21 protein-coding genes are annotated in these 21,328 nt (G+C 69.1%); 8 read left to right on the forward strand and 13 right to left on the reverse strand.

What is annotated here, in order from left to right:
- The first annotated feature begins 471 nt into the window (after positions 1-471).
- The 6 genes from ligA to HUA76_RS17375 all read left to right on the forward strand — a co-directional run bounded on the left by ligA (position 472) and on the right by HUA76_RS17375 (position 9,117).
- Entirely contained in the window at positions 472-2,496 is a 2,025-nt protein-coding gene (gene ligA / locus HUA76_RS17350; protein ID WP_174461502.1) for an NAD-dependent DNA ligase LigA, read from the forward strand.
- Positions 2,497-2,508: 12 nt separating this feature from the next.
- Complete coding sequence (locus HUA76_RS17355; RefSeq protein ID WP_141645931.1) at positions 2,509-2,796, forward strand: acylphosphatase; 288 nt, start codon at positions 2,509-2,511, stop codon at positions 2,794-2,796.
- On the forward strand, positions 2,793-3,236 hold the full coding sequence (locus tag HUA76_RS17360) for a DUF3052 family protein (RefSeq protein ID WP_141645932.1): 444 nt from the start codon (positions 2,793-2,795) through the stop codon (positions 3,234-3,236). Before HUA76_RS17355 ends, HUA76_RS17360 begins: the two co-directional genes overlap by 4 nt.
- A gap of 553 nt (positions 3,237-3,789) precedes the next feature.
- Positions 3,790-6,564: an Rne/Rng family ribonuclease gene (locus tag HUA76_RS17365; RefSeq protein ID WP_174453112.1), complete on the forward strand. Its 2,775-nt coding sequence runs from the start codon at positions 3,790-3,792 to the stop codon at positions 6,562-6,564.
- Positions 6,565-7,259: 695 nt separating this feature from the next.
- Positions 7,260-8,642 carry a YhjD/YihY/BrkB family envelope integrity protein gene (locus tag HUA76_RS17370; protein ID WP_371745488.1) on the forward strand — a complete coding sequence of 461 codons (1,383 nt, stop codon included), beginning with the start codon at positions 7,260-7,262 and terminating at the stop codon, positions 8,640-8,642.
- A 124-nt stretch (positions 8,643-8,766) separates the two neighbouring features.
- Positions 8,767-9,117 (forward strand): HU family DNA-binding protein, encoded by a 351-nt coding sequence (locus tag HUA76_RS17375; RefSeq protein ID WP_141648560.1) that lies wholly within the window; start codon positions 8,767-8,769, stop codon positions 9,115-9,117.
- Positions 9,118-9,123: 6 nt separating this feature from the next.
- Here HUA76_RS17375 and HUA76_RS17380 read toward each other — a convergent pair whose 3' ends face one another.
- From HUA76_RS17380 to HUA76_RS17430, 11 genes are all read right to left on the reverse strand, one after another.
- Positions 9,124-11,199, reverse strand: a complete 2,076-nt coding sequence (locus HUA76_RS17380; RefSeq protein ID WP_174453111.1) for a flagellar biosynthesis protein FlhA — start codon at positions 11,197-11,199, stop codon at positions 9,124-9,126.
- On the reverse strand, positions 11,196-12,245 hold the full coding sequence (locus HUA76_RS17385) for a flagellar biosynthesis protein FlhB (RefSeq protein ID WP_174461503.1): 1,050 nt from the start codon (positions 12,243-12,245) through the stop codon (positions 11,196-11,198). Before HUA76_RS17385 ends, HUA76_RS17380 begins: the two co-directional genes overlap by 4 nt.
- Positions 12,242-13,036, reverse strand: a complete 795-nt coding sequence (locus HUA76_RS17390) for an EscT/YscT/HrcT family type III secretion system export apparatus protein (RefSeq protein WP_141648563.1) — start codon at positions 13,034-13,036, stop codon at positions 12,242-12,244. The genes HUA76_RS17385 and HUA76_RS17390 overlap by 4 nt, the downstream gene beginning before the upstream one ends.
- Positions 13,033-13,302 carry a flagellar biosynthetic protein FliQ gene (locus HUA76_RS17395; protein WP_141648564.1) on the reverse strand — a complete coding sequence of 90 codons (270 nt, stop codon included), beginning with the start codon at positions 13,300-13,302 and terminating at the stop codon, positions 13,033-13,035. The genes HUA76_RS17390 and HUA76_RS17395 overlap by 4 nt, the downstream gene beginning before the upstream one ends.
- Positions 13,303-13,306: 4 nt before the next feature.
- Positions 13,307-14,029 (reverse strand): type III secretion system export apparatus subunit SctR, encoded by a 723-nt coding sequence (gene sctR / locus HUA76_RS17400; RefSeq protein ID WP_174461504.1) that lies wholly within the window; start codon positions 14,027-14,029, stop codon positions 13,307-13,309.
- A complete protein-coding gene (locus HUA76_RS17405) occupies positions 14,026-14,439 on the reverse strand; it encodes a flagellar biosynthetic protein FliO (RefSeq protein ID WP_141648566.1) in 414 nt (137 codons plus the stop codon). The genes sctR and HUA76_RS17405 overlap by 4 nt, the downstream gene beginning before the upstream one ends.
- An 8-nt stretch (positions 14,440-14,447) precedes the next feature.
- Entirely contained in the window at positions 14,448-15,524 is a 1,077-nt protein-coding gene (gene sctQ / locus HUA76_RS17410) for a type III secretion system cytoplasmic ring protein SctQ (RefSeq protein ID WP_246137797.1), read from the reverse strand.
- A gap of 221 nt (positions 15,525-15,745) precedes the next feature.
- The gene (locus HUA76_RS17415) at positions 15,746-16,180 is read right to left on the reverse strand and encodes a hypothetical protein (protein ID WP_306440945.1); all 435 of its coding nucleotides are present in this window, start codon (positions 16,178-16,180) and stop codon (positions 15,746-15,748) included.
- Positions 16,181-16,274: 94 nt separating this feature from the next.
- Positions 16,275-17,078 carry a flagellar M-ring protein FliF gene (locus HUA76_RS17420; protein WP_174461506.1) on the reverse strand — a complete coding sequence of 268 codons (804 nt, stop codon included), beginning with the start codon at positions 17,076-17,078 and terminating at the stop codon, positions 16,275-16,277.
- 9 nt (positions 17,079-17,087) lie between these two features.
- The gene (locus HUA76_RS17425; RefSeq protein WP_174461507.1) at positions 17,088-17,570 is read right to left on the reverse strand and encodes an ATP-dependent helicase HrpB; all 483 of its coding nucleotides are present in this window, start codon (positions 17,568-17,570) and stop codon (positions 17,088-17,090) included.
- Positions 17,571-17,587: 17 nt separating this feature from the next.
- Complete coding sequence (locus HUA76_RS17430) at positions 17,588-18,007, reverse strand: hypothetical protein (protein WP_174453648.1); 420 nt, start codon at positions 18,005-18,007, stop codon at positions 17,588-17,590.
- Positions 18,008-18,277: 270 nt separating this feature from the next.
- Here HUA76_RS17430 and HUA76_RS17435 point away from each other — a divergent pair, with 270 nt between their 5' ends.
- Complete coding sequence (locus HUA76_RS17435; protein WP_141649449.1) at positions 18,278-18,604, forward strand: PilZ domain-containing protein; 327 nt, start codon at positions 18,278-18,280, stop codon at positions 18,602-18,604.
- A 24-nt stretch (positions 18,605-18,628) separates the two neighbouring features.
- On the opposite strand, the gene HUA76_RS17440 is transcribed toward HUA76_RS17435, so the two are convergent.
- Positions 18,629-19,036 (reverse strand): response regulator, encoded by a 408-nt coding sequence (locus HUA76_RS17440; protein ID WP_141649448.1) that lies wholly within the window; start codon positions 19,034-19,036, stop codon positions 18,629-18,631.
- 332 nt (positions 19,037-19,368) lie between these two features.
- On the opposite strand from HUA76_RS17440, the gene HUA76_RS45370 reads away from it, so the two are divergent.
- On the forward strand, positions 19,369-20,859 hold the full coding sequence (locus tag HUA76_RS45370; protein ID WP_254614269.1) for a hypothetical protein: 1,491 nt from the start codon (positions 19,369-19,371) through the stop codon (positions 20,857-20,859).
- A gap of 12 nt (positions 20,860-20,871) precedes the next feature.
- Here the strand turns inward: HUA76_RS45370 and HUA76_RS17455 are convergent, their stop codons facing one another.
- Entirely contained in the window at positions 20,872-21,240 is a 369-nt protein-coding gene (locus tag HUA76_RS17455) for a hypothetical protein (protein ID WP_141648829.1), read from the reverse strand.
- Positions 21,241-21,328: the final 88 nt, after the last annotated feature.

Genomic DNA, 21,328 nt, shown 5'->3' on the forward strand with positions numbered 1-21,328 from the left:
CCTGAACGGGACTGCGCGGGCGCGGGCCGGTGGTTTGGGGAAGAGATGGCGCCGTCGAAACTCCTGCGCCAATGAACCGCGCGGGGACGTTATTGACCCCCTCCTGGCCTGTCAAGGCATCTTGAGGCCTTTGGCACGGACTCTTCCTCCTGGAGCAACAGGAGCCCGTCGCCAGACATTTCCACCGTCACCAGGGACACTTCAGACCCGGGGACCAGGACCCGCGAGGTTGCTTCGCGGTCCGTGAGCCCTCGCAGGTGCCCTCCCGGGCATCCCCGCACGGCGCCCCGGTGCCAGGTCCTCGCGGGCCCTCACCCCCGGCGCGATTCACAGCCTACGTGCCAGGGTGTCCGCGAGCGCGTGGCCCCTACGTCCGGGAACGGGCTCGACGCGATGTCGGAGGGACGCTCTAGATTGCGCGGCATTGGACACGCCCTCGCAGGGGGCGATTTGGGGTAAGGACCGCCCACCGTGGACGACTTCAAGACCGCAGAAGCACGAGCCCGCGAGCTCCGTCGTGAGCTGGCCCACCACAACCACCGCTACTACGTGCTCGACTCGCCGGAGATCAGCGACGCGCAATACGACACGTTGATGCGCGAGCTGCAGGGCCTGGAGGAGAAACACCCCAGCCTCCAGACGCCGGACTCCCCCACCCAGCGCGTGGGCGGCAAGGCGGCCGACGAGTTCGGCGAGGTGGTCCACCGCGTCCCCATGCTCTCGCTCGCGAACCTCTTCGAGGACGAGGGGCTGGTAGAGTTCGACGAGCGCGTGCGCAAGCTGTTGGGCCAGCCTGGCGTCACCTACGTGTGTGAGCCCAAGCTGGACGGACTCGCCATCGCCCTGCGCTTCGAGAAGGGTGTCTTCGTCCAGGGCGCCACGCGCGGCGACGGCACCACGGGCGAGGACGTCACCGGCAACCTGCGCACCATCCGCAGCCTGCCCATGGAGCTGTTCCCGCTGGACGACGTGAAGGTGCCCGCGCTGCTGGAGGTGCGCGGCGAGGTCTTCATCCGCAAGGCGGACTTCCGGAAGCTCAACGAGAAGCGGGAAGAGGAAGGCGAGCCGCTCTTCGCCAACCCCCGCAACGCGGCGGCCGGCAGCCTGCGCCAGCTGGACCCGAAGGAGACGGCCGCGCGCCCCCTCTCCGTCTATCTTTACGAGTGCGTCCCCACCGAGGGCGTGCCCGCCTTCAAGTCCCACATCGAGAAGCTCGAGTACTTGAAGTCGCTGGGCCTGCCCATCAACCGCTACGTGCGCGCCGAGGGAATCGACGGCGTGCGAAAGGCCTATGACGCCTCCCTGAAGGGCCGCCATGAGCTGCCCTTCGAGGTGGACGGCATGGTGGTGAAGGTGGACGACGAGGACCAGCGCAAGCGGCTGGGCCAGGTCTCCAAGAGCCCCCGCTGGGCGGTGGCCTACAAGTTCCCTCCGGAGGAGGAGTCCACGGAGGTGCTCGATATCGGCATCCAGGTGGGCCGCACCGGCGCGCTCACCCCCGTGGCGCACTTGAAGCCCGTGAAGGTGGGCGGCGTCACCGTGGCGCGCGCCACGCTGCACAACGAAGACGAGTTGCGCCGCAAGGACGTGCGCAAGGGCGACACCGTCTTCGTGCGCCGCGCTGGAGACGTGATTCCGGAGATCGTCTCCACGGTGCTCTCCAAGCGCCCGGAGAGCTCCCAGCCCTTCGAGTTCCCCAAGCACTGCCCCGTCTGTGGAGCCGCCGCGGTGAAGGACGAGGACGGCGCGGTCATCCGCTGCACGGGCGCGTCCTGCCCCGCGCAGCTGGTGGAGAAGATCCGCCACTTCGCCAGCCGCATCGCCATGGATATCGAAGGCCTGGGCGACAAGCTGGCCGCGCAGCTGGTGGCCACCGGCACCGTGAAGACCTTCGCGGACCTGTACAGCCTCACCAAGCAGAAGCTCCTGACGCTGGAGCGCATGGGTGACAAGAGCGCGGACAACCTCCTGGAGTCGCTGGAGCACTCCAAGGGAACCACCCAGCGCCGCTTCCTCTACGCGCTGGGCATCCGACACGTGGGCGACGCGACGGCCAAGGCGCTCGCGGAGGGCTTCCCGGATGTGCGCCAGCTCTTCGAGGCGTCACTGGACGACATCACCCGGGTGAAGGATGTGGGCCCCGTCATGGCCCAGGTCATCCACGCCTTCTTCCAGGAGCCCCAGAACCGGGAGGCCATCCTCGCCCTGCTCAACGCCGGGGTCTCCCCCGCCCCGCCCCAGGTCAGCACGGGCGGCCCCTTCGTCGGAAAGACGGTGGTGCTCACCGGCTCGATGACAGGTATGACTCGGGACCAGGCCAAGGAGGAGGTGGAGCGTCGGGGTGGGAAGGTGGCCGGAAGTGTCTCGCGCAAGACCGATTTCGTGGTGGCCGGGGAGGATGCCGGCACCAAGCTGAAGAAGGCCCAGGAACTCGGGGTAAGAATCCTGGACGAGCAGGCGTTCCTGCAGCTGTTGCAGACGGACGTCAGAGGGTGAGGCATTCAGTCCATGAGCGGCACGCGGCGGGCAACGCTGCGCATCCAGGGCAAGGTGCAGGGCGTCTTCTTCCGGGAGAGCGCCCGCGTGGAGGCCACGCGCCTGGGTCTCGTAGGCTGGGTGCGCAACCGCTCGGACGGCTCCGTGGAGGCGGTGGTGGAGGGTGAGCCTGGAATGATGGAAGAATTCATCCGCTGGTGTCACCGGGGTCCGTCCCAGGCGCGTGTCGAAAGCGTCGGGCGCACGGACGGCGAGGCCACTGGCGAGTACAGTCACTTCATCGTGGAGCGCACATCATGACGCCCTACGCGCTGGCATCCCTGCCGGCCATGCTGGGCATCCGGGCCGGTTCCAAGGTCTCCGTCATCAACCCGCCGCGCGGCTTCGTGCAGAAGCTCAATCCGCTGCCGGACGGGGTGGAGTTCCTCATCACCGCGGTGACGGGCCTGGATGTCATCCTCTTCTTCTCCCAGGACGCGCAGGAGCTGGTGCAGCGGCTGCCCGCCCTGGCGCGCGCCATGGCCCTCACCGGCGGCATCTGGGTCTGCTGGCCCGGCGGCGAGGGCGTGAAGACGAACCTCTCCGAGGACTTCGTGCGCCAGGCCGCGCTGGATATCGGCCTGGTCGACAACAAAATCTGCGTCATCGACTCGACGTGGACGGGCCTGAGGCTCGTGCGCCGGCCGCGTGGGCGACTGGACAAGCCGTCAGGCGGCAAGCAGGCCCCCGCCCAGGCCTGAGAACCCGCCAGGGAGGCATCCGGCATCTGCCCGACAGTGGATGGATGCCGTTTCTCGGCTTTACACGTGTGCCGGGGGCGTGGAAAACTCCCCGTGTTTCTGGGCGCTTGTGTGACACTCCGCATTGGCGAAGGTCACGCCCAGTCGTGAATTTTTGACGGGTTGCGTTCCCGGATACCTCCGGGCGCGTCGGCTGCGCCGGGGCTCCAGTCGCCCCCCCAAGGTGACCCACTGAAGGGCACCGACCGGGTGTGGAAGGAAGGAGCGGGCGGCACGCGCGTGGTGGAGGACCTCGAACGCGGTTGAAGACAAGGCTCCGCCCGGCAGGGTGCCGGTCGCAAAGCGGAGCGACTAAATTCGGAGGAGCAGGCGGTGGTCCCCTTGGCCCTCGACAGCGTGACGCGAGCCGTACCCGGACAGACCGGGAAGGCCGTCCTGACTGGAGGGCCACCGGAGGCCGCCTCTCCCTTCGCAGCGTGCTCGGAGGCGCGGCGTCTTGCCGCCTCCCGTCCGGTGAGGTCCGCCCTACCGCGCGCGCGTCCAGGATTCGTCCATGAGCAGCATCCTCGTCATCAACGCCGCGGGTCGGGAGACCCGCGTGGCGCTCGTCGAGAACGGGCACATCGCGGAGTTCTACCTCGAGCGTAAAAAGGACAAGGGCGTCGTCGGAAATATCTACAAGGGCCGCGTGGTCCGGGTGCTCCCCGGCATGCAGGCGGCCTTCGTGGACATCGGCCTGGAGAAGGCCGCTTTCCTCTACGTCAGCGACGTCGTCTATGACCCGGACTTCGCCCGGGCCCAGTTCGAGCTGACGGAGGGAGAGCACGAGGACGCCCCCGACGTGCCCACCGAGTCCGAGGCCGATGCCGCCGAAGAAGCGGCACGGGACGCGGGTCCGAGCGTGGACGTGGAGGCGGAAGCGGCGGATCTGGCCGGTGAGGACCAGGCCCACCGCACCGAGTCCCTGCCGCGCGACACCATCATGGAGCTGGCGGCGACCGCGCCGTCCATCGAGGTGCCGTCAGCCCCCACCGAGGCCCCGGGCGGTGAGTCGGTCGAGGAGGCCCCCGCGGCCGCCGCCGAGGCCACCGTGACGGTGGTCGCGACCGAGGTGACCGTGTCCGCCGAGCCGGCGGCGCCCGTCGTGGAGACGGCGTCCGTGGCCGTCGCGGTGCTCGAGACGTCCCCGACGGAGGGCACGTCCGAGGCTTCCCCCGAGTCCACGCCCCTCTCCGACGAAACGGCCACCGCGTTGGCCGTGGCGATGATTCCGCCCGAGCCGCCGCCGCACGCGGCCACCGCGCTGAGCGAGCTGATTCCTCCTCCGACGGGTGAGGAGGCGGCCGTCGCCGCGCGTCCCGCCGAGGTCTCCGGAGAGCGCCGCGCCCCGCGCGAGGCCCGGGAGGCGCGTGAGCCGCGCGCCCGCGAGAAGGAGAAGGACAAGGGCCGGCACAAGCAGGACGACAAGCGCCGGGACAAGCACGACGAAGGCGGCGGCAAGGAGAAGGTCAAGCAGCGCCGGACGGACAAGATCGAGGACTTGCTGAAGGTGGGCCAGGAGGTCGTGGTCCAGATTTCCAAGGACCCCATCGGCACGAAGGGCGCGCGCCTCACCTCGCACATCTCGATTCCCGGCCGTCAGCTGGTGTTCATGCCCACGGTGGACCATGTGGGCATCAGCCGCCGCATCTCCAACGAGAAGGAGCGCCGGCGTCTGCGGGAAATCGTGGACCGGCTGCGGCCGCCCGGGACGGGCTTCATCGTGCGCACGGTGGCGGAGAACGTGCCGCAGGAGAAGCTCGAGAGCGACATCCGGTTCCTCATCGAGGTGTGGAACCAGGTCGTCCGCAAGAACGAGAAGCGGGGCGGGCCGGGCCTCTTGCATCCGGACCTGGACCTCATCCTGCGCGCCACGCGCGACTTGTTCGCGCACGACGTGGAGAAGCTCGTCGTCGACGACCGTGAGGAGTACGAGCGCATCCTCGGCTTCGTCACGGCGCAGGACCCGGCGCTGCGGGACAGGGTGGCGCTGCACGAGGGCGACGACACCGTCTTCGACGCGTACGGCATCGAGCAGGAGCTGCAGCGCGCCACGCAGCGCAAGGTGTGGCTGAAGAGCGGCGGCTACCTCATCATCGACCAGGCCGAGGCGCTCACCGCCATCGACGTCAACTCGGGCCGCTACGTCGGCAAGAAGAGCCTCGAGGAGACCATCACCAAGATCAACGTCGAGGCAGCCAAGGAGATCGTCTACCAGCTCCGGCTGCGCAACATCGGCGGCATCATCATCTGCGACTTCATCGACATGGAGAAGGCGCAGAACCGGGACAAGGTCTTCAAGTCGCTGCAGGAGGCGCTGGGGCGCGACAAGGCGAAGACGAACGTGCTGCGCATCTCCGAGCTGGGCCTCGTGGAGATGACGCGCAAGCGCGTGCGCGAGTCCATTGGCCGGGTGCTGCACGAGGACTGCCCGTACTGCGACGGCAACGGCTTCGTGAAGACGGCCACCACGGTGGCGTACGAAATCTTCCGCGAGATTCGCCGGGAAGCGCCGGGCTACAAGGACTCCACGCTGGTCATCAACTGCAACGCGGAAGTGGCGCGCCTGCTCCAGGGCGAGGAGCGCAACGAGCTGCGGCACTTGATGGACCGCTACAACAAGTCCATCCAGGTCAAGGCGCAGCAGAACTACCACCGCGAGCAGTACGACATCTACGGACGCTCGGCCACGGGGCCGGAGCACAAGGTGGCGTCGTCACCGGGCTCGGGTGATGGCGAGCTTGCGATGCAGCATCGCAAGCCGGACAGCGGTGGCTTCGGACGCCAGGACCAGAACCGCCGAGGCGGTGGCAGGGACCGGGACCGGGGCGGCGACCGGCGAGATGACCGCGGCGGCGGCAGCGGTGGCGGCGGTGGTAGTGGTGGCGGCGGTGGCGGCCGACGCCCGGAGCGTGGCGGCGACCGTCCTCGCGGAGACCGGAGCGGCGAGCGCGGCGAACGTGGTGGTGAGCGCGCGGACCGTGGCGGCGAGCGTGCGGACCGTGGTTCTGAGCGCGGCGGCGAGCGTGCGGACCGTGGCGGCGAGCGCGGCGAACGTGGTGCTGAGCGTGCGGACCGTGGTGGTGAGCGCGGCGAGCGTGCCGACCGCGGTGGTGAGCGCGGGGAACGTGCGGAGCGCGGCGAACGTGGTGAGCGCGGCGAGCGTCGCGGTGAGCGCGGCGGTGGCCAGGGTACGTCCGGAGGAAGTGGCGGCGAGAGCGGTGGCGGCGGCTCGACGCCTCCGGCTTCTGGTCAGGGCGGCTCGGACCCCTCGGGCGGCACGACCTGATGCTTCACGGTGGAGTGGGTGATGCCATCGCATCCCCACCCCATCGAACCCTCACCTCGCTGAGGGGTGAGGGTTGAGATTGGCGCCGCCCTCTGTCCCGAGGGCGGCGCATCCCGCGCTCGAAGCCAGGGCGGGTTCGAGAGCCAGCAAGGTCTCATTCGCCAGAGCCAGTCGCTTGCGCCCGGCCTCGCCCAAAGGCGGGCAGGAGTCTTCACGCAAGGCTTCGCCAGGCCAGCGCCCAAAACTCCCCTGAGGCATCTCGCCAAACCGGCGCCAGGTATCCGGGCAAGCCTTCCCACACCAAGGTCCACGGCTCGTCGGTGACAGGGTTCGAACCTGGCACCAGGCCTTCCGTCGTGCCCCTCGGGAGCCACGACTTCGCGGCCGAGGCACCTCACCTCCGACTCGAGGGCCATGAGAGCGGCGGCCTCACGTCCTGGCCCTACCCTTGGGGCCGGGCGGGGATGTCGGACGGTGTGCCCCAGTCACCCTCGTCACTGGGGTGGGCTGGCCCAGGAGGCTCGGGTTTGGCTAGCCTTGCCGCCCATGTCGCGGAGCGTCGTCGACGTCCCTGCCCCACTTCCGTCCCGGATGACCCTCATCTCCGCTCCGCTCGAGACCTCCTGTCGCCACCCCCTTCTCCCCTTCCTCCGAGGGGCGCGCCCCTTCGTGGGCTGGCGTACCTGAGAGCGGCCGTGGCCCAGACTCCGCTTTCATGGCTGCGAAACACCCGAGACCGGGCACGAGCCTGGGCGTTGCGCGTCTGGGCCCCCATCGAGGGCACTCCGGTGGGCCGCTTCGCGACGGACACCGTGCTCGCCGCGAGGACCGTGGGCCAGGGGTTTCGGGGAGAGAACCTCCGGCTTCGCGCGGCCGCCCTCACCTACATCAGCATGTTCTCGCTGGTGCCCCTGCTGACGGTCGGCCTGGTCCTGCTGAATGCCTTCCACCAGGACCGCTTCGAGGAACGGCTGCGCTCCGTCGTCCGCGAGCTGCTCGCACCAGGCGTCCAGGAGAAGTCCGCCGCGGTGCTCAACCGGCTCCTCGACCAGAGCAACTCGGTGGCCATCGGCAGCATCGGCTTCCTGGCCATCCTCCTGTCCGCGGGCTCGCTGCTGCGCCACATCGACGGCGCGGTGAACGAGCTGTGGGGCATCCGCCGCCAGCGCCCGTGGGGCATCCGCCTGCTCATCTACGCCGGCCTGTTGCTGCTGGGGCCCATCTTCCTGGCCGCGTCCTTCACGGGGACCCGGGCGGTACGAGGCGTCTTGCAGAGCCTGCCGTATCCCGGAGCCTTCATCGCCCTGGGCACCACGCTCGTCGCGGTGGTGGGGCTGACGATGCTGTACTTCTGGACGCCCTATGCGCACGTCCGGGTGCGCTCCGCCCTCGCGGGAGGACTCGTCGCCGGGCTCGGGTGGATGGTCGCCAAGTCCCTCTACGCCGAGTTCGCCGCACGGAGCTTCCGCTACAACCTGCTCTATGCCTCGCTGAGCGCCCTTCCCCTCTTTCTCGCCTGGGTCTACGTGAGCTGGCTGCTGCTGCTCTTCGGCGCGCGGCTCTCCTACGCCGTCGAGCACACCGCCTTCCGCGACTCCCTCTTCGCGTTCGGCACCCACCCCCGGGCCCATGAGCTGGTGGCCTCCCGCATCGCCCAGGAGACCACGCTGACGTGGGTGGATGGGGGGCCTGCTCCCACGCCCCGCGAGCTGGCGACCCGGCTTCGCGTCCCCGAGTCGCTCGTCCACGAAGTCGTGGACCGCATGGAGGCCGCGGGGCTGCTGGAGCGCCAACGCCGGGGAGGACTGCGGCCCGCGAGGGATCCAGCCTCACTCACCCTCGCGGACACCACCCTCGCCGTGCACGGGGTGATGATTTCCGGAGGCGCGGATACCTGGGATGGACCGCGAGCCGCGGGCTTCGAGCAGGTGGAGCACTTCTTCCAGGAGGCGGACTGCCTCGGCGTCGAGCGCCTGCGTCAGACACGGTGGACCGACCTGGTGGTCCCCTTGCGGCCTGGATTGGCGGACACGGCCCCTTCTGCCCCCACCAAGGTGGCGGCAGGCGGAAATCCGTAAAGTTTCTAGGTGGTTGGGAGTCCACCCTGCTTGCAGTGCCGGCGCGTTCTGTTATGTTTTCCTGATTCACCACGGGCCAGAGTGCCCTGTCGCCAAGGGGTCACCGGGTTTGCGGGAGCGTCCGATGCTCAAGTCCGATCTGATCAACATCCTCGTGGCCAAGCGGGGCGTGACGCAGAAGCAGGCTGAGGCCACCATCGAGACGATTTTCGAGTCGATGAAGGATGCCCTCTGTCGCGGTGAGAACATCGAGATTCGCGGCCTCGGCGCCTTCCACGTGAAGAACTACCAGGGCTACCAGGGACGCAACCCGAAGACAGGTCAGGTCATCCCGGTGAAGCCCAAGCGGGGCCTGCTCTTCCGCACGGGCAAGGAGCTGAGGGACCGGGTCAACCGCCCCGCCCCCCAGCAGGCCCAGAGCGACTTGCCTTCCCCCGAGAGCAAGAGCCCCGGCAGCACCGGCACGGGCCTCTGAGTCGACTCAGGACCCCATCGGCACGGGCGAAAGCCTGCCGATGGGACGAATCTGAAGGGCGCCGTCCAGCTCCCCATAGGTGAGCACGGCCACTTCCGGAAACGCTCCCTCGCAAAGCCTTCGCAGTGACCGCCGGACGTCTGGCGCGGTGAGCAGCACCGCCCTTCCTCCTGTCGCCACCTGTCGGACGCCTTCCAGGATTTCCGCCACCCGGTCCGGGTCTGGCGCGGGTCCCCGAGGTCCGGTGGACCGCAGGATTTCTTCCACCTCCGGGTCCACGAGGTACGCATACAGCGGCCCGGTGGGCGCGAACTTGTGACTGAGGTAGCGGCGCAGGGCCTGACGACAGCGCTCGGCGAGCGCGGAGGCGTCTCCTTCCGTGGTGGGTGAGACGAGCGCCTCCAGGATGGCTCGCAGGTCTCGAATGCTGACGCCTTCCTGGAGGAGCTTTCGCAGCACGTCCGCCAGCAGCGGCAGAGGGACTTTCTGCAGCGCTTCCTTCACCAGCATGGGAGCACGAGTCTCCAGGCCATCCAGCAGCCCCTGGACATCCTGAAGGCCCAGCAGGTCCGCGGCCCGGCTCCGCAAAACGCCTCTCAGATGGTCCGCGAGCAGTTCCTCGGGCCGCAGGACCGGGACCTGGGCGAGTTCCACGGGTCCTCGCCCCGCTTCAGGGACGCGGCTGATGGTCCTGCCCGTCGACGGTTCCACCGCGGCCTCCGCCTTCACCTGGAGGAACGCGAGTTCGTCGGGAGGCGCCATCGCATAGAGCACGCCCACACTCAGCTGCCCGCCTCCCGCCGGCACCTCGTCCACCAGGATGCGGTACTCCCCGGTGCCCAGGTAGGCCGCCTGGGTCCGCACCCGGATGCCAGGGATGCGCACGCCCAGCTCGAAGAAGAGCTCGTCGCGCACGGCGTTCAAGGTCTGGTGCACGAAAGCCCCAGCCGCCGACTCCGCCAGCACTGTCAGGTCCGGCGCGAGGTCAAGCGTGAGAGGAGACACTCCCACGGGCACCACGGCGCTCTCCGGAGCAGCCCCCGCCTTCTCCTCGGCTCCTTCCTTGGACCCCGTCGCACCCCCGCCGCGCGTCGCAGCGCCCTCTCGGGGCAGTCCTCGCTGCAGGACGCGCCCGAGTCCCACCAGTCCCGCCGCCAGCAGCAAGAAGGTCAGGTGCGGCATGCCCGGCATCAACGCGAGCGCCACACACAATCCCGCCACGACCCAGAGTGTCCGGGCCTCACCGAAGAACTGCGAGCCAATCTCCGAGCCCAGCGAGTCCTCCTCCCGCTCCGACGCCACCCTCGTGACGACGAGTCCCGCCGCCACGGTGATGCACAGGGACGGCACCTGGGACACGAGGCCATCTCCGATGGCGATGAGCGCGAAGGTCGCCGCGGCCTCCGAGAACGTCATCCCTCCCTGCAGGACGCCGATGAGCGAGCCGCCCAGCAGGTTCACCGCGACGATGACGAGGCCCGCGATGACGTCTCCCTTCACGAACTTCATCGCGCCATCCATGGCGCCGAACATCTGAGACTCCCGCTCCAGGTCCCTCCGCCGCTTCCGTGCCTGGGCCTGGTCAATGGCCCCCGCTCGCAGGTCCGCGTCGATGGACATCTGCTTGCCCGGCATCGCGTCCAGGGTGAAGCGCGCGGACACCTCCGCGACACGCTCCGCGCCCTTCGCCACCACCAGGAACTGGACCAGCGAAAGGATGGCGAACACCACGCCGCCGACCACGTAGTCTCCTTGGACGACGAACTCACCAAACGCCTGGATGACCTCGCCCGCGTGCCCCTCCGCGAGCGCCAGCCGCGTGGACGAGACATTGAGCGCCAGTCGGAACAACGTGGTGAACAACAACAGCGAGGGAAATGACGTCACCTGCAGCGCGTCCCTGGCCCTCAACGACGCCACCAGCAACGCCACCGCCGCCGCCAGGTTCACCGCCAACCCCACGTCCAGCAGCCACGCCGGCAGGGGAATGATGAGCGCCCCCAGCACCGCCGCCATCGCCACCGCCAGCACGAGGTCCGACGAGCTTCGCGCCTTCACCAACCACTTCGCGAACACCTTCATGAGGTCTGTCTCCGGGGGACACCGTCCGCGTCCCGCGACTCCATCGCCGTGCGCAAGACGACCGCCGCGGCCTGGTACAGCTCTTCGGGAATGGGCTCCCCGATGTCGTAGTGGATGAGGCTTCTCGCCAACGGAATGTCTCGGACCACCGGCACTCCAAGCCGCTGGGCCTCCTCCCGAAGCATCAAGGCGTCCTCCTCCCGGGCCTTCGCGACGAGGTAGGGCGCCTCACACTCCCGCGCGTCGTAGCGAAGCGCGACCGCCAGATGCGTTGGATTGACCACCACGGCAGTGGCTTTTTGCACCCCTCGTGCCGGCCCCCCTTGAGCCAGCTGCCGGTGCAAGGCCCGACGCTGTCCCTTGTGCCGTGGGTCCCCTTCACTCTCCTTGTGCTCGCGCTTCAGCTCCTCGCGACTCATCATCAGCTCGCGCACGTGGCTCCGCCTGGCGAGCACGTAGTCTCCAACGCCGAGCACGAGCAGCACCCAGGCCACGCGGCGAATCAGCTCCGTGAGTTGCTCCAGCATGAGTGGCAGCCCCTCACTTCCGGCCAGCCAGGCGGTGCGCAGCGCATCCGGCCCCACCGACTCCACCTCGCCCCAGACAAGAATCGCCACCACCCACACCACCAGCAGCGCCTTGCCCAGCTCCTTCAACGGTCTCACGCTGAAGAGACGCTTCAGTCCGGAGGAGAAACTGACGTGCTCCAGCTTCGGCGCCACATGGCTCGGGTTCACCTCGAATCCCACGGTAGCCACGGAGACCGCCAGTGACGCCGCGAACGCGCCTCCCAGCACCGGCGCACTCAGGCGCACGAAAATCCAGAGCCCTTCCTCCCAGGCGCCCTCCGGCTGCTGCGCCAGGAACAGCCGCGACGTCCACTCCTGAAGACGCTCGAACATCCCGGGGGCGCCCGAGATGAACCCGAGCACGCCCCCCAACATCACCGCGCTGGAGGACAACAGCCGGCTGCGGGGAATCTGCCCCTTGCGGCGCGCCTCACGCAGGCGTCTGGCCGACGGCAACTCCGTCTTCTCTCCACTCATTGGGCCAGCTTCCCCAGCAAGGAGAGCGTGCCCTCCGTGGAGAGGACCTCCGCCAGCAGTCGCTCACACAGCATCCCGATGCCCAACCACAGCACCACGCCGCCCCCCAGGATTCGCAACGGAGCCCCCAATTCCTGCAGGTTCACCTGCGGCGCCGCGCGCGATGCCAATGCCAGAAAGCAATCCACCGTCAGCATCGCGGCCGCCATCGGTGCGCCCACCGCCAGTCCCGTGGCCAGCGCGCCGCCCGCGAGCACGACGAGATGCAACGTCGCCGCTTCCGTGGGCACGAAGGCCCCCAGCTTCACCACGCCAAAGCCCCGCACCAACGCGCCGAAGACCAGCGGAGCCACCGCCCCCGACGTCACCAGTCCCACCAGCAGATGATAGAGCCCTTCGCCCGTGGCCGACTCCCGACTCCCTGCCAGCGGAAGGCTGGCCTCCGCGGACGTTCCGCGAAGCAGGTCGATGAATCGCCCCCCCATTCGCGCCGCATCGAACGGCAGCGCCGCGACCAGCCCCACCGACACCCCGTAGGCCAGCTCTCGCAACACCCATCCCCCCAACTCCAGCGACGAAGTCACGGGCTCCGCCAGTCCAACGCCACCTTCCGCCCGCAGGAAGAGCGAGAGCGACAACACCAAGCCCAGCCGCACCGTGGTGGGCGTGGCCTGCCCTCCCAACAGCGGACACAGGAAGGCCACGGGCAGGAGCCGTGCGGCACACAGCGCCACGGCGACCGCGTCCGGGCCCAGCGCCTCCAGGTGGGCGCGCAGCAACTCCAGGCTCACGCCGACACCTCGGAGATGAGCATCAGGAGCTGCTGTGTGAATCGCGTCAACTGCCCGGCGATCCACGGCCCGGAGAGCACCAACGCCACCACCGCCGCACACAGCTTCGGCACCACCGATAGCGTGCTCTCCTGAAGCTGCGTCGTCGCCTGAAAGAGACTCGACAGGAAGCCCACCAATAGGCTGGCCCCAATGGGTGGCAAGGACGCGAGGACCATCAACAGCAAAGCCTCACGCCCCAGGGTCAACAACACATCCTGGGTCATCGAGTCACCGGTAACCGAGGATGAGGCCGCGCGCGAGCAGCGACCAGCCATCCACGGCCACGAAGAGAAGAATCTTGAAAGGCAGGCTCACCTGGCCAGGCGACAACGTCTGCATCCCCAGCGCGAGCAACACATTGGCGATGACCATGTCGAGCACCAGGAACGGGAGGAAGACGAGGAAGCCAATCTGAAAGGCCTCCTTCAACTCCGTGATGACAAAGGCGGGAATGATGACGAAGAGGTCCGTCTCGCGCACCGAGTCCACTTCCTCTGGGGGACGCAGCTCTCGCGCCAGGTCCACGAAACGAGCGCGTTCCTCGGGGCTGCCATGCTTCACGAGAAACCCGCGCAGCGGCTCCGCCACCTGTGCCGCCGCATCGAGAATCCGCACGCCCGAGCCGGCCTCCAGCTCCTGATAGGCGCGTTGCCCCGCGTCGTACGTCCGCTCCATCACCGAGGCCATGATGTGGCCCGTCAGCACCGCGGCCAGTCCCGTCAGCACCAGCGTGGGCGGCGCCTGCTGGGTTCCCATGGCCGAGCGTGCCAGCGACAACACCACCGCTATTTTCGAGAAGCTCGTCAACATCAACACCGCGAACGGCAGCAGTGACATCACCGCCAGCATGCCCATCATCGGCAGCGGGCTTCCCGCATAGGACTGCTGGCTGAGCGCCCCCTCCGACGCCACGGCCATGACTGGCGCCAGCATTCCCAGGCCGCCCGTCATGAGCTCATCCCCTTCCGGAGACCACGCCCCGGACGCGGTCGCCGCGCCTGGGCGAAGGTCCGTGGCACCTCCTCCCGCTCGGGCAGCGGATGGACCTCCGCGAACGCATCACCGAAGGCCACGAGAAAGCCCCGCCCCTCGACCTCCACCAGCGCAAGGCCACAACGAGGCGACAGGCCTGCCCGGGAGATGACCTGCATCCGCTCGGCACTCTCCACGCGGGGCCCCTTGGCCCCCCGTCGAAACCACCACCACCCCAGGCCACAGAGTGTCCCCAGAATCAGGAGCCACCGAGCCGTGGACACCACGGACACTCCGCCCAGGGGCCCCAGCAAGGCCAACCCGAGGACGAGCAGCGTCGCGACTTGAAGGCGCGTGCGAGGAGAGAGCGACGCGCGCCGGACATTCATGTGCTCACTCACGGCAACAGGGCCAGGACACGAGCGCCCACCTCGCCCTCGAGGTCCACCAACTCCGCGCGCGCCACCACCCGGTCTCCCACGCGCAACAACACCGGCTCACTGGCATTGATGTGCAACGGGAGCAGGACGCCCGGCTTCAACGCCGCCAGCTCCGAGAGCGGAACCAGCACCCGCGTCAACTCCACCTCCACGTCCACGGGGAGCGGGGGAATGCCCTCGCCTCGTTCGTTCACCACCACCATGTTCGACTCCTGGAAATGCACGCGGACACGCGCACGGGACAGCGAGAAACCCTCGGGCTGAAACGTCCCCGCGAGCGAGAAGCCCCGGGCCACCAGCCGTCCGGGGCCGAAGAGGCGCGTGTCCTCGCGACGCACGCCTTCAAAGACAACGACATCCCCCACCGCGAGCGCATCCATCGCCTGGGGCGACAGGGGCGTCTGTCCGATGAGGCACCTCATCTTCAGAGCCGCGGCGAGCACTTCCGATGCGACGCTCGTGTCGCGCTCCACTGGGAACTCCTGGAACACCGACTGCAGCACCGGTGAGGGAAGCAACAGCCGTCCTCCCGCACGCACCGGCCCCACCGAAACATCCAGCTCCACGCCCACCAGCGGCTGCCGCCCCCGCAGCCGAGCCACGACGTCCTCACGTCGCATCGTCACGGCGGACAGCCGGGGCGCCAGGGCGGGATACAGCGGCGACTTGGAGCGCACAGCGGAGAGCGCCACCAGCACCAGATACGCCAGCGTCGCCTCTTCCAGCCTCGCCAGCTCTGTCGCCACTCCCGGCTTGCCACCCGGGCCGGCGATTCGCTCCAGCGCGGCAACGGCCAGCGCGGGCTCCAACTCCAGCACCGCAACTCCCCCCACCGCCGACAGCTCCAGCAGGACGAAGACCGCAGGCCGCTGCAGCCCATTCACGGGTGAGACCATGGCATCCAGCAACCGGGCCTCGGCCGTCACCGAGCAACTCAGCTCCCGGCCCAGCGCCGCGCAGATTTCGTCCAGGGCCTCACGCCCCAGGCTCGCCACGCGGGGCCGCCGCGAAAGCACGACGTGCGCCCGACTCATCCGGCGCGCCCCCAACCGTCGCAGCCGACGTGGCTCGGGAGAATGGGAGGGCTCTGTCTCTGAATTCATCGAAGGTTCGCCAAGGAAGGGCAAGGGGTGACACCCCGCTCGTGCACGACGCCCGCCAGGAGGGGCGCTCGTGGTGACGCGGGTTTGGAGTGAATGGGCATCCGCGCCTGGGATGCCGCGTACACGGGCCAGGACGGCGCCACGCGAGGACTTCAGCGCGTGGCTTCCCGGATGAGTCTTTCGGCGAGCGCCGACAACAACGGTGGCGCCAGCGGGTCCACGGGCTCCACCTTGCGACCCGGAAACAGGGTCCGGTGATAGGCAGGGAGACGACGGAACACCTCTTTGCGAAGCAGCTCCGGAACCTCGTCCATCAAGGCCTTCAGCCTCGCCGCCGCGTCGCTCCTCTCGCCGAACTCCTTCGCGACCTTCGCCTGTCGCTGCGCGGACGGGAGCGCGGCGATGCGCCGCAAATGCGCCTTGGCTCGCTTCAAGGCCTCCGTGCCCAGACCTTCCAGGAGCTCTCCCGCTCGCTCCCGTCCCAGGACCCATGCCACCAGCGCATAGCGCTCCAACGGGAGCGCTGGAGGCTGACGACGAATCGTCGTCGCCTGCTCCGCCAGCGGATTCGGAACCGGAGCGGGCATCGGCTCCTGGGTCGGAACGGGCACACCCTTCCTCGCCGGGCGCGATGCCCGACCCACACGTGTCGCATCCATGATGAGTCTCTCCGTCGCCTGCTCAGGCGACCTTGCGAGCCGCTCCAGCCGAGAGCACGGGACGAGCGGGGACCGGCGGCGCGGCAGGCACCACGCTCCGCTCCCGGTAGTGACGCATCCGCAGCGTCGCCCACACCAAGGCTCCCGACAGCCCCGTCACCAACACCCCCAGCACGGCGAGCAGTACCCGCAGCCTGGACAAAGAAGACAGGCCACCCGCCGAAGCGACCTCCACCCGCGCGGGCACCTCGTCCACCAGCAGCGACACCGCGTCGGAGGAGAGCCCCTCCACACCTCCCGCCAGGAGCGCCTTCAAGACGTCCGAGGACTGACGCACCCTCGCCGCACTGCCCGGCGTCACTCGCAGCATCGCCGAGGCCTTGGACGGCACCCCTGCCTGCCCGGGTCGTGGCGCCGGAGGCACCACCAGGTGGACTCGCGCCAGCAGCACTCCCTCCACGGATTGGAGCGTCTTCTCCAGGCCCCGCTCCAGCACGCGCACCCGGCAGACGCCCTCCTCCACCGGCGTGCGCACCAGTCCGCTCCCACCAAAGACATCACAGCCCACTTCCGCCGCGGGCCTCGGCAGCCCCAGCTCCGCGAGGACACGCACCGCGTCCGACGACTGGTCTCCCGTGACTTCGATGGCCCAGGACGGCTTCTTGCCCGCCTCCGGCACCTTGCGAGCATCCAGCCCTCGCTCGATGAGCACGGACTGCAGTTCGTTGGCCTGCCGCTCATCCAGGCCATGTTGGATGCGCTCTCGACACGCGGTGGCGCACAAGAGCCACAGGAAGAGCAGACAGCGGAGGGAACTCGAAGACATGCGCGCTCCTCAAACCTGCGTCTGCAGGACCTGCTTGACGCCGCCGGTGGCCTTCTCGACAACCTTGCCGGCGAGGTCGAGTTCCTGGCTCGCCCGGTAGACCTGGGCCTGCAACGAGAGCAGCTCCCCCGGCGTGAAGTCGCGACCCGACTCCGCCAGCGCCAGGATGTGGTCCAAGCGCTTCTGCGCCTGCCCCACCCGCTCCAATGCCTGCGCGGCCTGCTGCTCTCGCGCCGTCTGGACGGAGTCCACCCGCGTCCCCGTCCTCGCCTCCGAACATCCCGCCGGGGCTTGCGTCCCCCCGCCTTCGGCCCGAGCCACGCCCCTCGTGGCCTCGACGGGCGGACGCGCCACGCCTTCCGTCGTCACCGAGGTCGTCGCCTCGCGCGTGGGGGCTCGGACACCCTCCAGCACCTTGTCGAATCGCTCCCGGCCGGGCTCCACGGACGCCAGGCCCGCACCGCTTACCGCTCCCACCTTGTCCACGCTCATGGCTCGCCGCGCCCCTCTCAGCGGATGTTGTTGATGGCGGCCTTCGCCGAGTCGTGGCGGACCTTCATGATGTTCGAGACCGCGTTGTGCTCGCGGCTCTCCCGCTGCATCTCGTTCTGGAGCTGCAGATAGGCCGCGTTGAACTTCTGGCCGTCCGCGCTGAGCGCCTTCTGCGCCTCCAGCAGGTCCCACGCATCCCCGTTGCCCGTCGGCGTCCCCAGCGAGGCTCCCGCCGCGGACGTGGACGCGGCCGACGTGGTCGTCGCTCCCATCGGCACCACCGAGGAGACCGCCATCTTCGTACTGGAGACGGCCGCGCTCAGGATGGGACCCGACGGGATCATCCCGCCCACGAGCCCCGCCCCCTTGCTCACCACCTGGTGGGCCGCGTGCGCCAGCACCGTGCCGAAGTCATTGCGCGGCGTCTGCCGAGGCATGGTGGGGGTGATGGTGAGCGACTGAAGCCTGCGGTGGTTCGGGTCCAAGAGCTGCCTCCGGCGGCGGGTTGCGCAGGGGGCTCTTCAGGCGACGTGCCAGATGAAAACCCAAGCAATCCCGCGCTCATGGCCGCGTCGCGCGCGCCAGGAAAACTCCAGGGGCCGGGAGGAGCGTCCGTCTCACGGGACGGCGGCGCGAGGACGGAAACTTGCCTCGCACGCAAGGTGCCTCAGAGTTGTCGCACCCTGTCGCAGTGAGGAGCTGAGCCGATGAACACTTCCAATGGTGGACCCCATATCGCCGAGCGCTTCCACCCGCGCGTCGAGGCGTCCCTCCCCGTGAAAGTGCTCCTGCCAGGACGCGCCGTCATGGCCCGCGCCCGCGATGTCTCCATGGCGGGGCTGTTCCTGCTCGCGCACCCCGGAGATGCCCAGCGCCAGCTGACGCTCAGCCTGCCGCTGCCTGGGGACAAGGAAATCGTCACCACCTGCACCATCCGCCGCCGGGAAGCGGACGGCGTGGCCCTGGAGTTCGGTGAGCTCGACTGGGACGACCTCATCGCCCTGGCGCGCTTCCTCCATCCGCGCCTGCCCTGAGCGGTGAGGCCCGTCCCCGTCGCTTCAGGCCGGTTCCGAGCGAGGCGAGGCCACTCGCAGGCGCTCCACCAGCGCCATCAGCTCCGCGCCTCGGAAGGGCTTGTGGATGTAGCCGTCCGCGCCCGCCAGTGTGGCGCTCTCCATGTCCGACTTCTTCGCCTTCGCGGTGAGCATGTAGAGCGGCACCGTCGCGGTGACGGGGTCGCTCTTCAGGATGCGACACGCGGAGATTCCGTCCAGCTGCGGCAACACCACATCCATCAGGATGAGGTGGAAGGTCCGGCTGCGCGCCAGCTTCAGTCCCTCCAGCCCGTTGGCCGCGCACACCACCTCCACGGTGCCGTCGCTCAACATCGAGCGCACCAGCTCCCGGATGACCGGTTCATCCTCGACGAGCAGGATGTGGAAGGGTGCCTGGGACATGCCAACCATGTTTCTCCGGCGCGACTCTGGACCTCAGAGGGACGATGATTCGCGGGCGCGCCACCCCCACTGCCGGTGCCACCTGCCGCGCGCGGTATAGCCCCGCCGACACCACGCGCACCAGGGTTGCTCCATCATTTGTGTGGAGCACCACGCATCAGCCATACGTAAGCCAACGGGACAGGGGATGCCTGACTTCCATGCCCGCCCGCTCATCAGCCAGTCTGACAGGGGGATGAAGCCGCCTTGTCCCTCCGGACGCGCCCCCCGGGCCCCCATTTTCACCCCTCCCCGCGAGGCGTCAGGTGATGGGGGTCCCGGAGCGCTATGATGGGCCCGAAATGGCCGCAAAACTAGAATGTCCAGAGTGCAGGGGCACGGTGGAAGGGGACGACTTCCAGTGTGAGTTCTGCGGGTTGCTCCTGGACCCGGAGCAGGCCAGCGGGGAGTACATCATCACGGAGCCCACCATCGTCCGGGCCCTGCTCTCCCCACCCCAGCGCAGCAGGACCATGGAAGTGCCCAGGCCGCCGCCCCAGCGGCCCGCGCCGCAGGACCTGGCCACCGCGCGATTCACCGTGCCCATGGACGCGGACACCGTGCCGCACCTTCGTGCCGGACTGAACATCGCGTTGCAGCCCCTCCACCCTTTCGAAGCCCACATCGCGTCCTTCGTCGACGGAGTCCACGCGGTGCCCCAACTCGCCCTCGCGGCGCGGCTGCCTGAAATCGAGGTGAAGGTCGTCCTCAAGGCCCTGCTGGAACGAGGCGTGCTGGAGCTGCGCCGCGCGCCTGGCAGCCCTCCACGACGAAGCCGGACCGACGAGCTTCCCGTGCTCGACGGCAGCGAGTTCCTCACCCCGGAAGCGCCCGCGTTCGACGACGAAGAGCCATCCACGATTCAGGACGACGAGGTCCCCACGCTCACCGGGGAGCGTCCCGCCGTGCTCATGGCCCTGGGCGCCGAGGAGGACCTCTCTCCCATGGCGCTCGGCGACGAGGAGCCCTTCGCACCTCCCGCTCCACGTCCCACGAGGTCCACCACGTCTGGCGGGTCGCATCCGAGCGCGCCCTCGCAGCCGACTCGCGCGATGCGCCCCGGCGTCGCCCAGGCCCCGCGCGCCAGTGGCTTCACCGAACACGTCACCTTCCCGGGAGCCCCTGCTCCGCCCGCGAAGGAGCACCCCTCCGCCGCACGCCCCGGTCCGCCCCCCTTGCCCGCCACGGCGCGCACCGGGCCTCCTCCGGCGACACGCAGTGCCCCCAGCGGGCTGGGGGGGTCGACCCGAGTCGTCGCCCCGGCCACCGCCGCGCCACCGGTGGCCAGCCGTCCCGCACCGGCCCCTCACGTCACGGCGAGCTCGGTGCCCACCCTGCCCGCATCGCCGTTCCCCCCGTCGGCGGCGAGCCCACCACCCACCCTGGCCCCCCTAGCCCCGGAGCGCGCACCGCGCCCCATGCGCCCCACCATGCCCCTGGACGCGCCCGCTCCGGTGTCCACCACCCAGACGCCGGAAGACTTCCTCCAGCGCGCGGTGCGACTGGAGCGCGGAGGCAATGTGGACCGCGCCATCGAGGTTCTCACGAAGGGCATCGACCGTGCCCCCGAAGCCGCCGCGCTCCACAGCAAGCTGGCCCTCATCCTCGTCCACCAGCGCAAGGACTACGTCCGAGCGGCCCGACTGCTGGAGCGCGCGGTGGAGCTGGAGCCGGGCAACACCGTCTTCCAGCAGAATCTCCTGAAGGTCGCCGCGCTGTCCGCGGCCTCCGCTGGCCAGGGCAAGGAGCGCAAGCCCGGACTCTTCGCCCGCCTCACCGGCAAGCGAAGCTGAGCGGCCCGGCACTCAAGGACTGCCGCTGTCCAACAGGCGCTCCGCCTCTTCCAACGAGAAGGCGAGGTGCGCGTCGTAGCCCAGCTCACGACTGGTGCGCTCGAAGACGAGCGCCGTGTCGACGGAGCGGCCCACCACCCGCACCACGCGACGGAAACCCCGGACCTTCGCGGCCTCCATGATGCGCCGCAGTTGCACCGTGGCCTCGGCGTCCAACGACGTCACGCCCTTCATGTCCGACAGCAGGTCGAACCGCGGGCGCAACCGCTCGATGGCCCGCACCGCCGCGTCGCCGACGCGCTGGGCCTCTTCCCTGGCGATGTCACCCCAGATGCGCACCACCAGTCGGTTCTTCCCGACAAGGGCCTCGACTTCGAACACGGGGCTGAGACCTCCAAGGAAAACCCGCCATCCCTTACAGAGAGTCTACCCCCGGCGTCACGCGCGCTTCCAGGTTTCGTCCCGGCGT

The organism is Myxococcus sp. CA056, from assembly GCF_013336715.1.
In the GTDB taxonomy this organism is placed as follows: Bacteria; Myxococcota; Myxococcia; order Myxococcales; family Myxococcaceae; genus Myxococcus; species Myxococcus llanfairpwllgwyngyllgogerychwyrndrobwllllantysiliogogogochensis.

Coding starts and splice junctions, on each gene's coding strand:
- HUA76_RS17355 (WP_141645931.1), top strand. CDS start 2,509: ATGAGCGGCACGCGGCGGGCAACGCTGCGCATCCAGGGCAAGGTGCAG.
- HUA76_RS17360 (WP_141645932.1), top strand. CDS start 2,793: ATGACGCCCTACGCGCTGGCATCCCTGCCGGCCATGCTGGGCATCCGG.
- HUA76_RS17365 (WP_174453112.1), top strand. CDS start 3,790: ATGAGCAGCATCCTCGTCATCAACGCCGCGGGTCGGGAGACCCGCGTG.
- HUA76_RS17375 (WP_141648560.1), top strand. CDS start 8,767: ATGCTCAAGTCCGATCTGATCAACATCCTCGTGGCCAAGCGGGGCGTG.
- HUA76_RS17380 (WP_174453111.1), bottom strand. CDS start 11,199: ATGAAGGTGTTCGCGAAGTGGTTGGTGAAGGCGCGAAGCTCGTCGGAC.
- HUA76_RS17385 (WP_174461503.1), bottom strand. CDS start 12,245: ATGAGTGGAGAGAAGACGGAGTTGCCGTCGGCCAGACGCCTGCGTGAG.
- HUA76_RS17395 (WP_141648564.1), bottom strand. CDS start 13,302: ATGACCCAGGATGTGTTGTTGACCCTGGGGCGTGAGGCTTTGCTGTTG.
- sctR (WP_174461504.1), bottom strand. CDS start 14,029: ATGACGGGCGGCCTGGGAATGCTGGCGCCAGTCATGGCCGTGGCGTCG.
- HUA76_RS17405 (WP_141648566.1), bottom strand. CDS start 14,439: ATGAATGTCCGGCGCGCGTCGCTCTCTCCTCGCACGCGCCTTCAAGTC.
- sctQ (WP_246137797.1), bottom strand. CDS start 15,524: ATGAGTCGGGCGCACGTCGTGCTTTCGCGGCGGCCCCGCGTGGCGAGC.
- HUA76_RS17415 (WP_306440945.1), bottom strand. CDS start 16,180: ATGCCCGCTCCGGTTCCGAATCCGCTGGCGGAGCAGGCGACGACGATT.
- HUA76_RS17420 (WP_174461506.1), bottom strand. CDS start 17,078: ATGTCTTCGAGTTCCCTCCGCTGTCTGCTCTTCCTGTGGCTCTTGTGC.
- HUA76_RS17425 (WP_174461507.1), bottom strand. CDS start 17,570: ATGAGCGTGGACAAGGTGGGAGCGGTAAGCGGTGCGGGCCTGGCGTCC.
- HUA76_RS17430 (WP_174453648.1), bottom strand. CDS start 18,007: ATGCCTCGGCAGACGCCGCGCAATGACTTCGGCACGGTGCTGGCGCAC.
- HUA76_RS17435 (WP_141649449.1), top strand. CDS start 18,278: ATGAACACTTCCAATGGTGGACCCCATATCGCCGAGCGCTTCCACCCG.
- HUA76_RS17440 (WP_141649448.1), bottom strand. CDS start 19,036: ATGGTTGGCATGTCCCAGGCACCCTTCCACATCCTGCTCGTCGAGGAT.
- HUA76_RS45370 (WP_254614269.1), top strand. CDS start 19,369: ATGGCCGCAAAACTAGAATGTCCAGAGTGCAGGGGCACGGTGGAAGGG.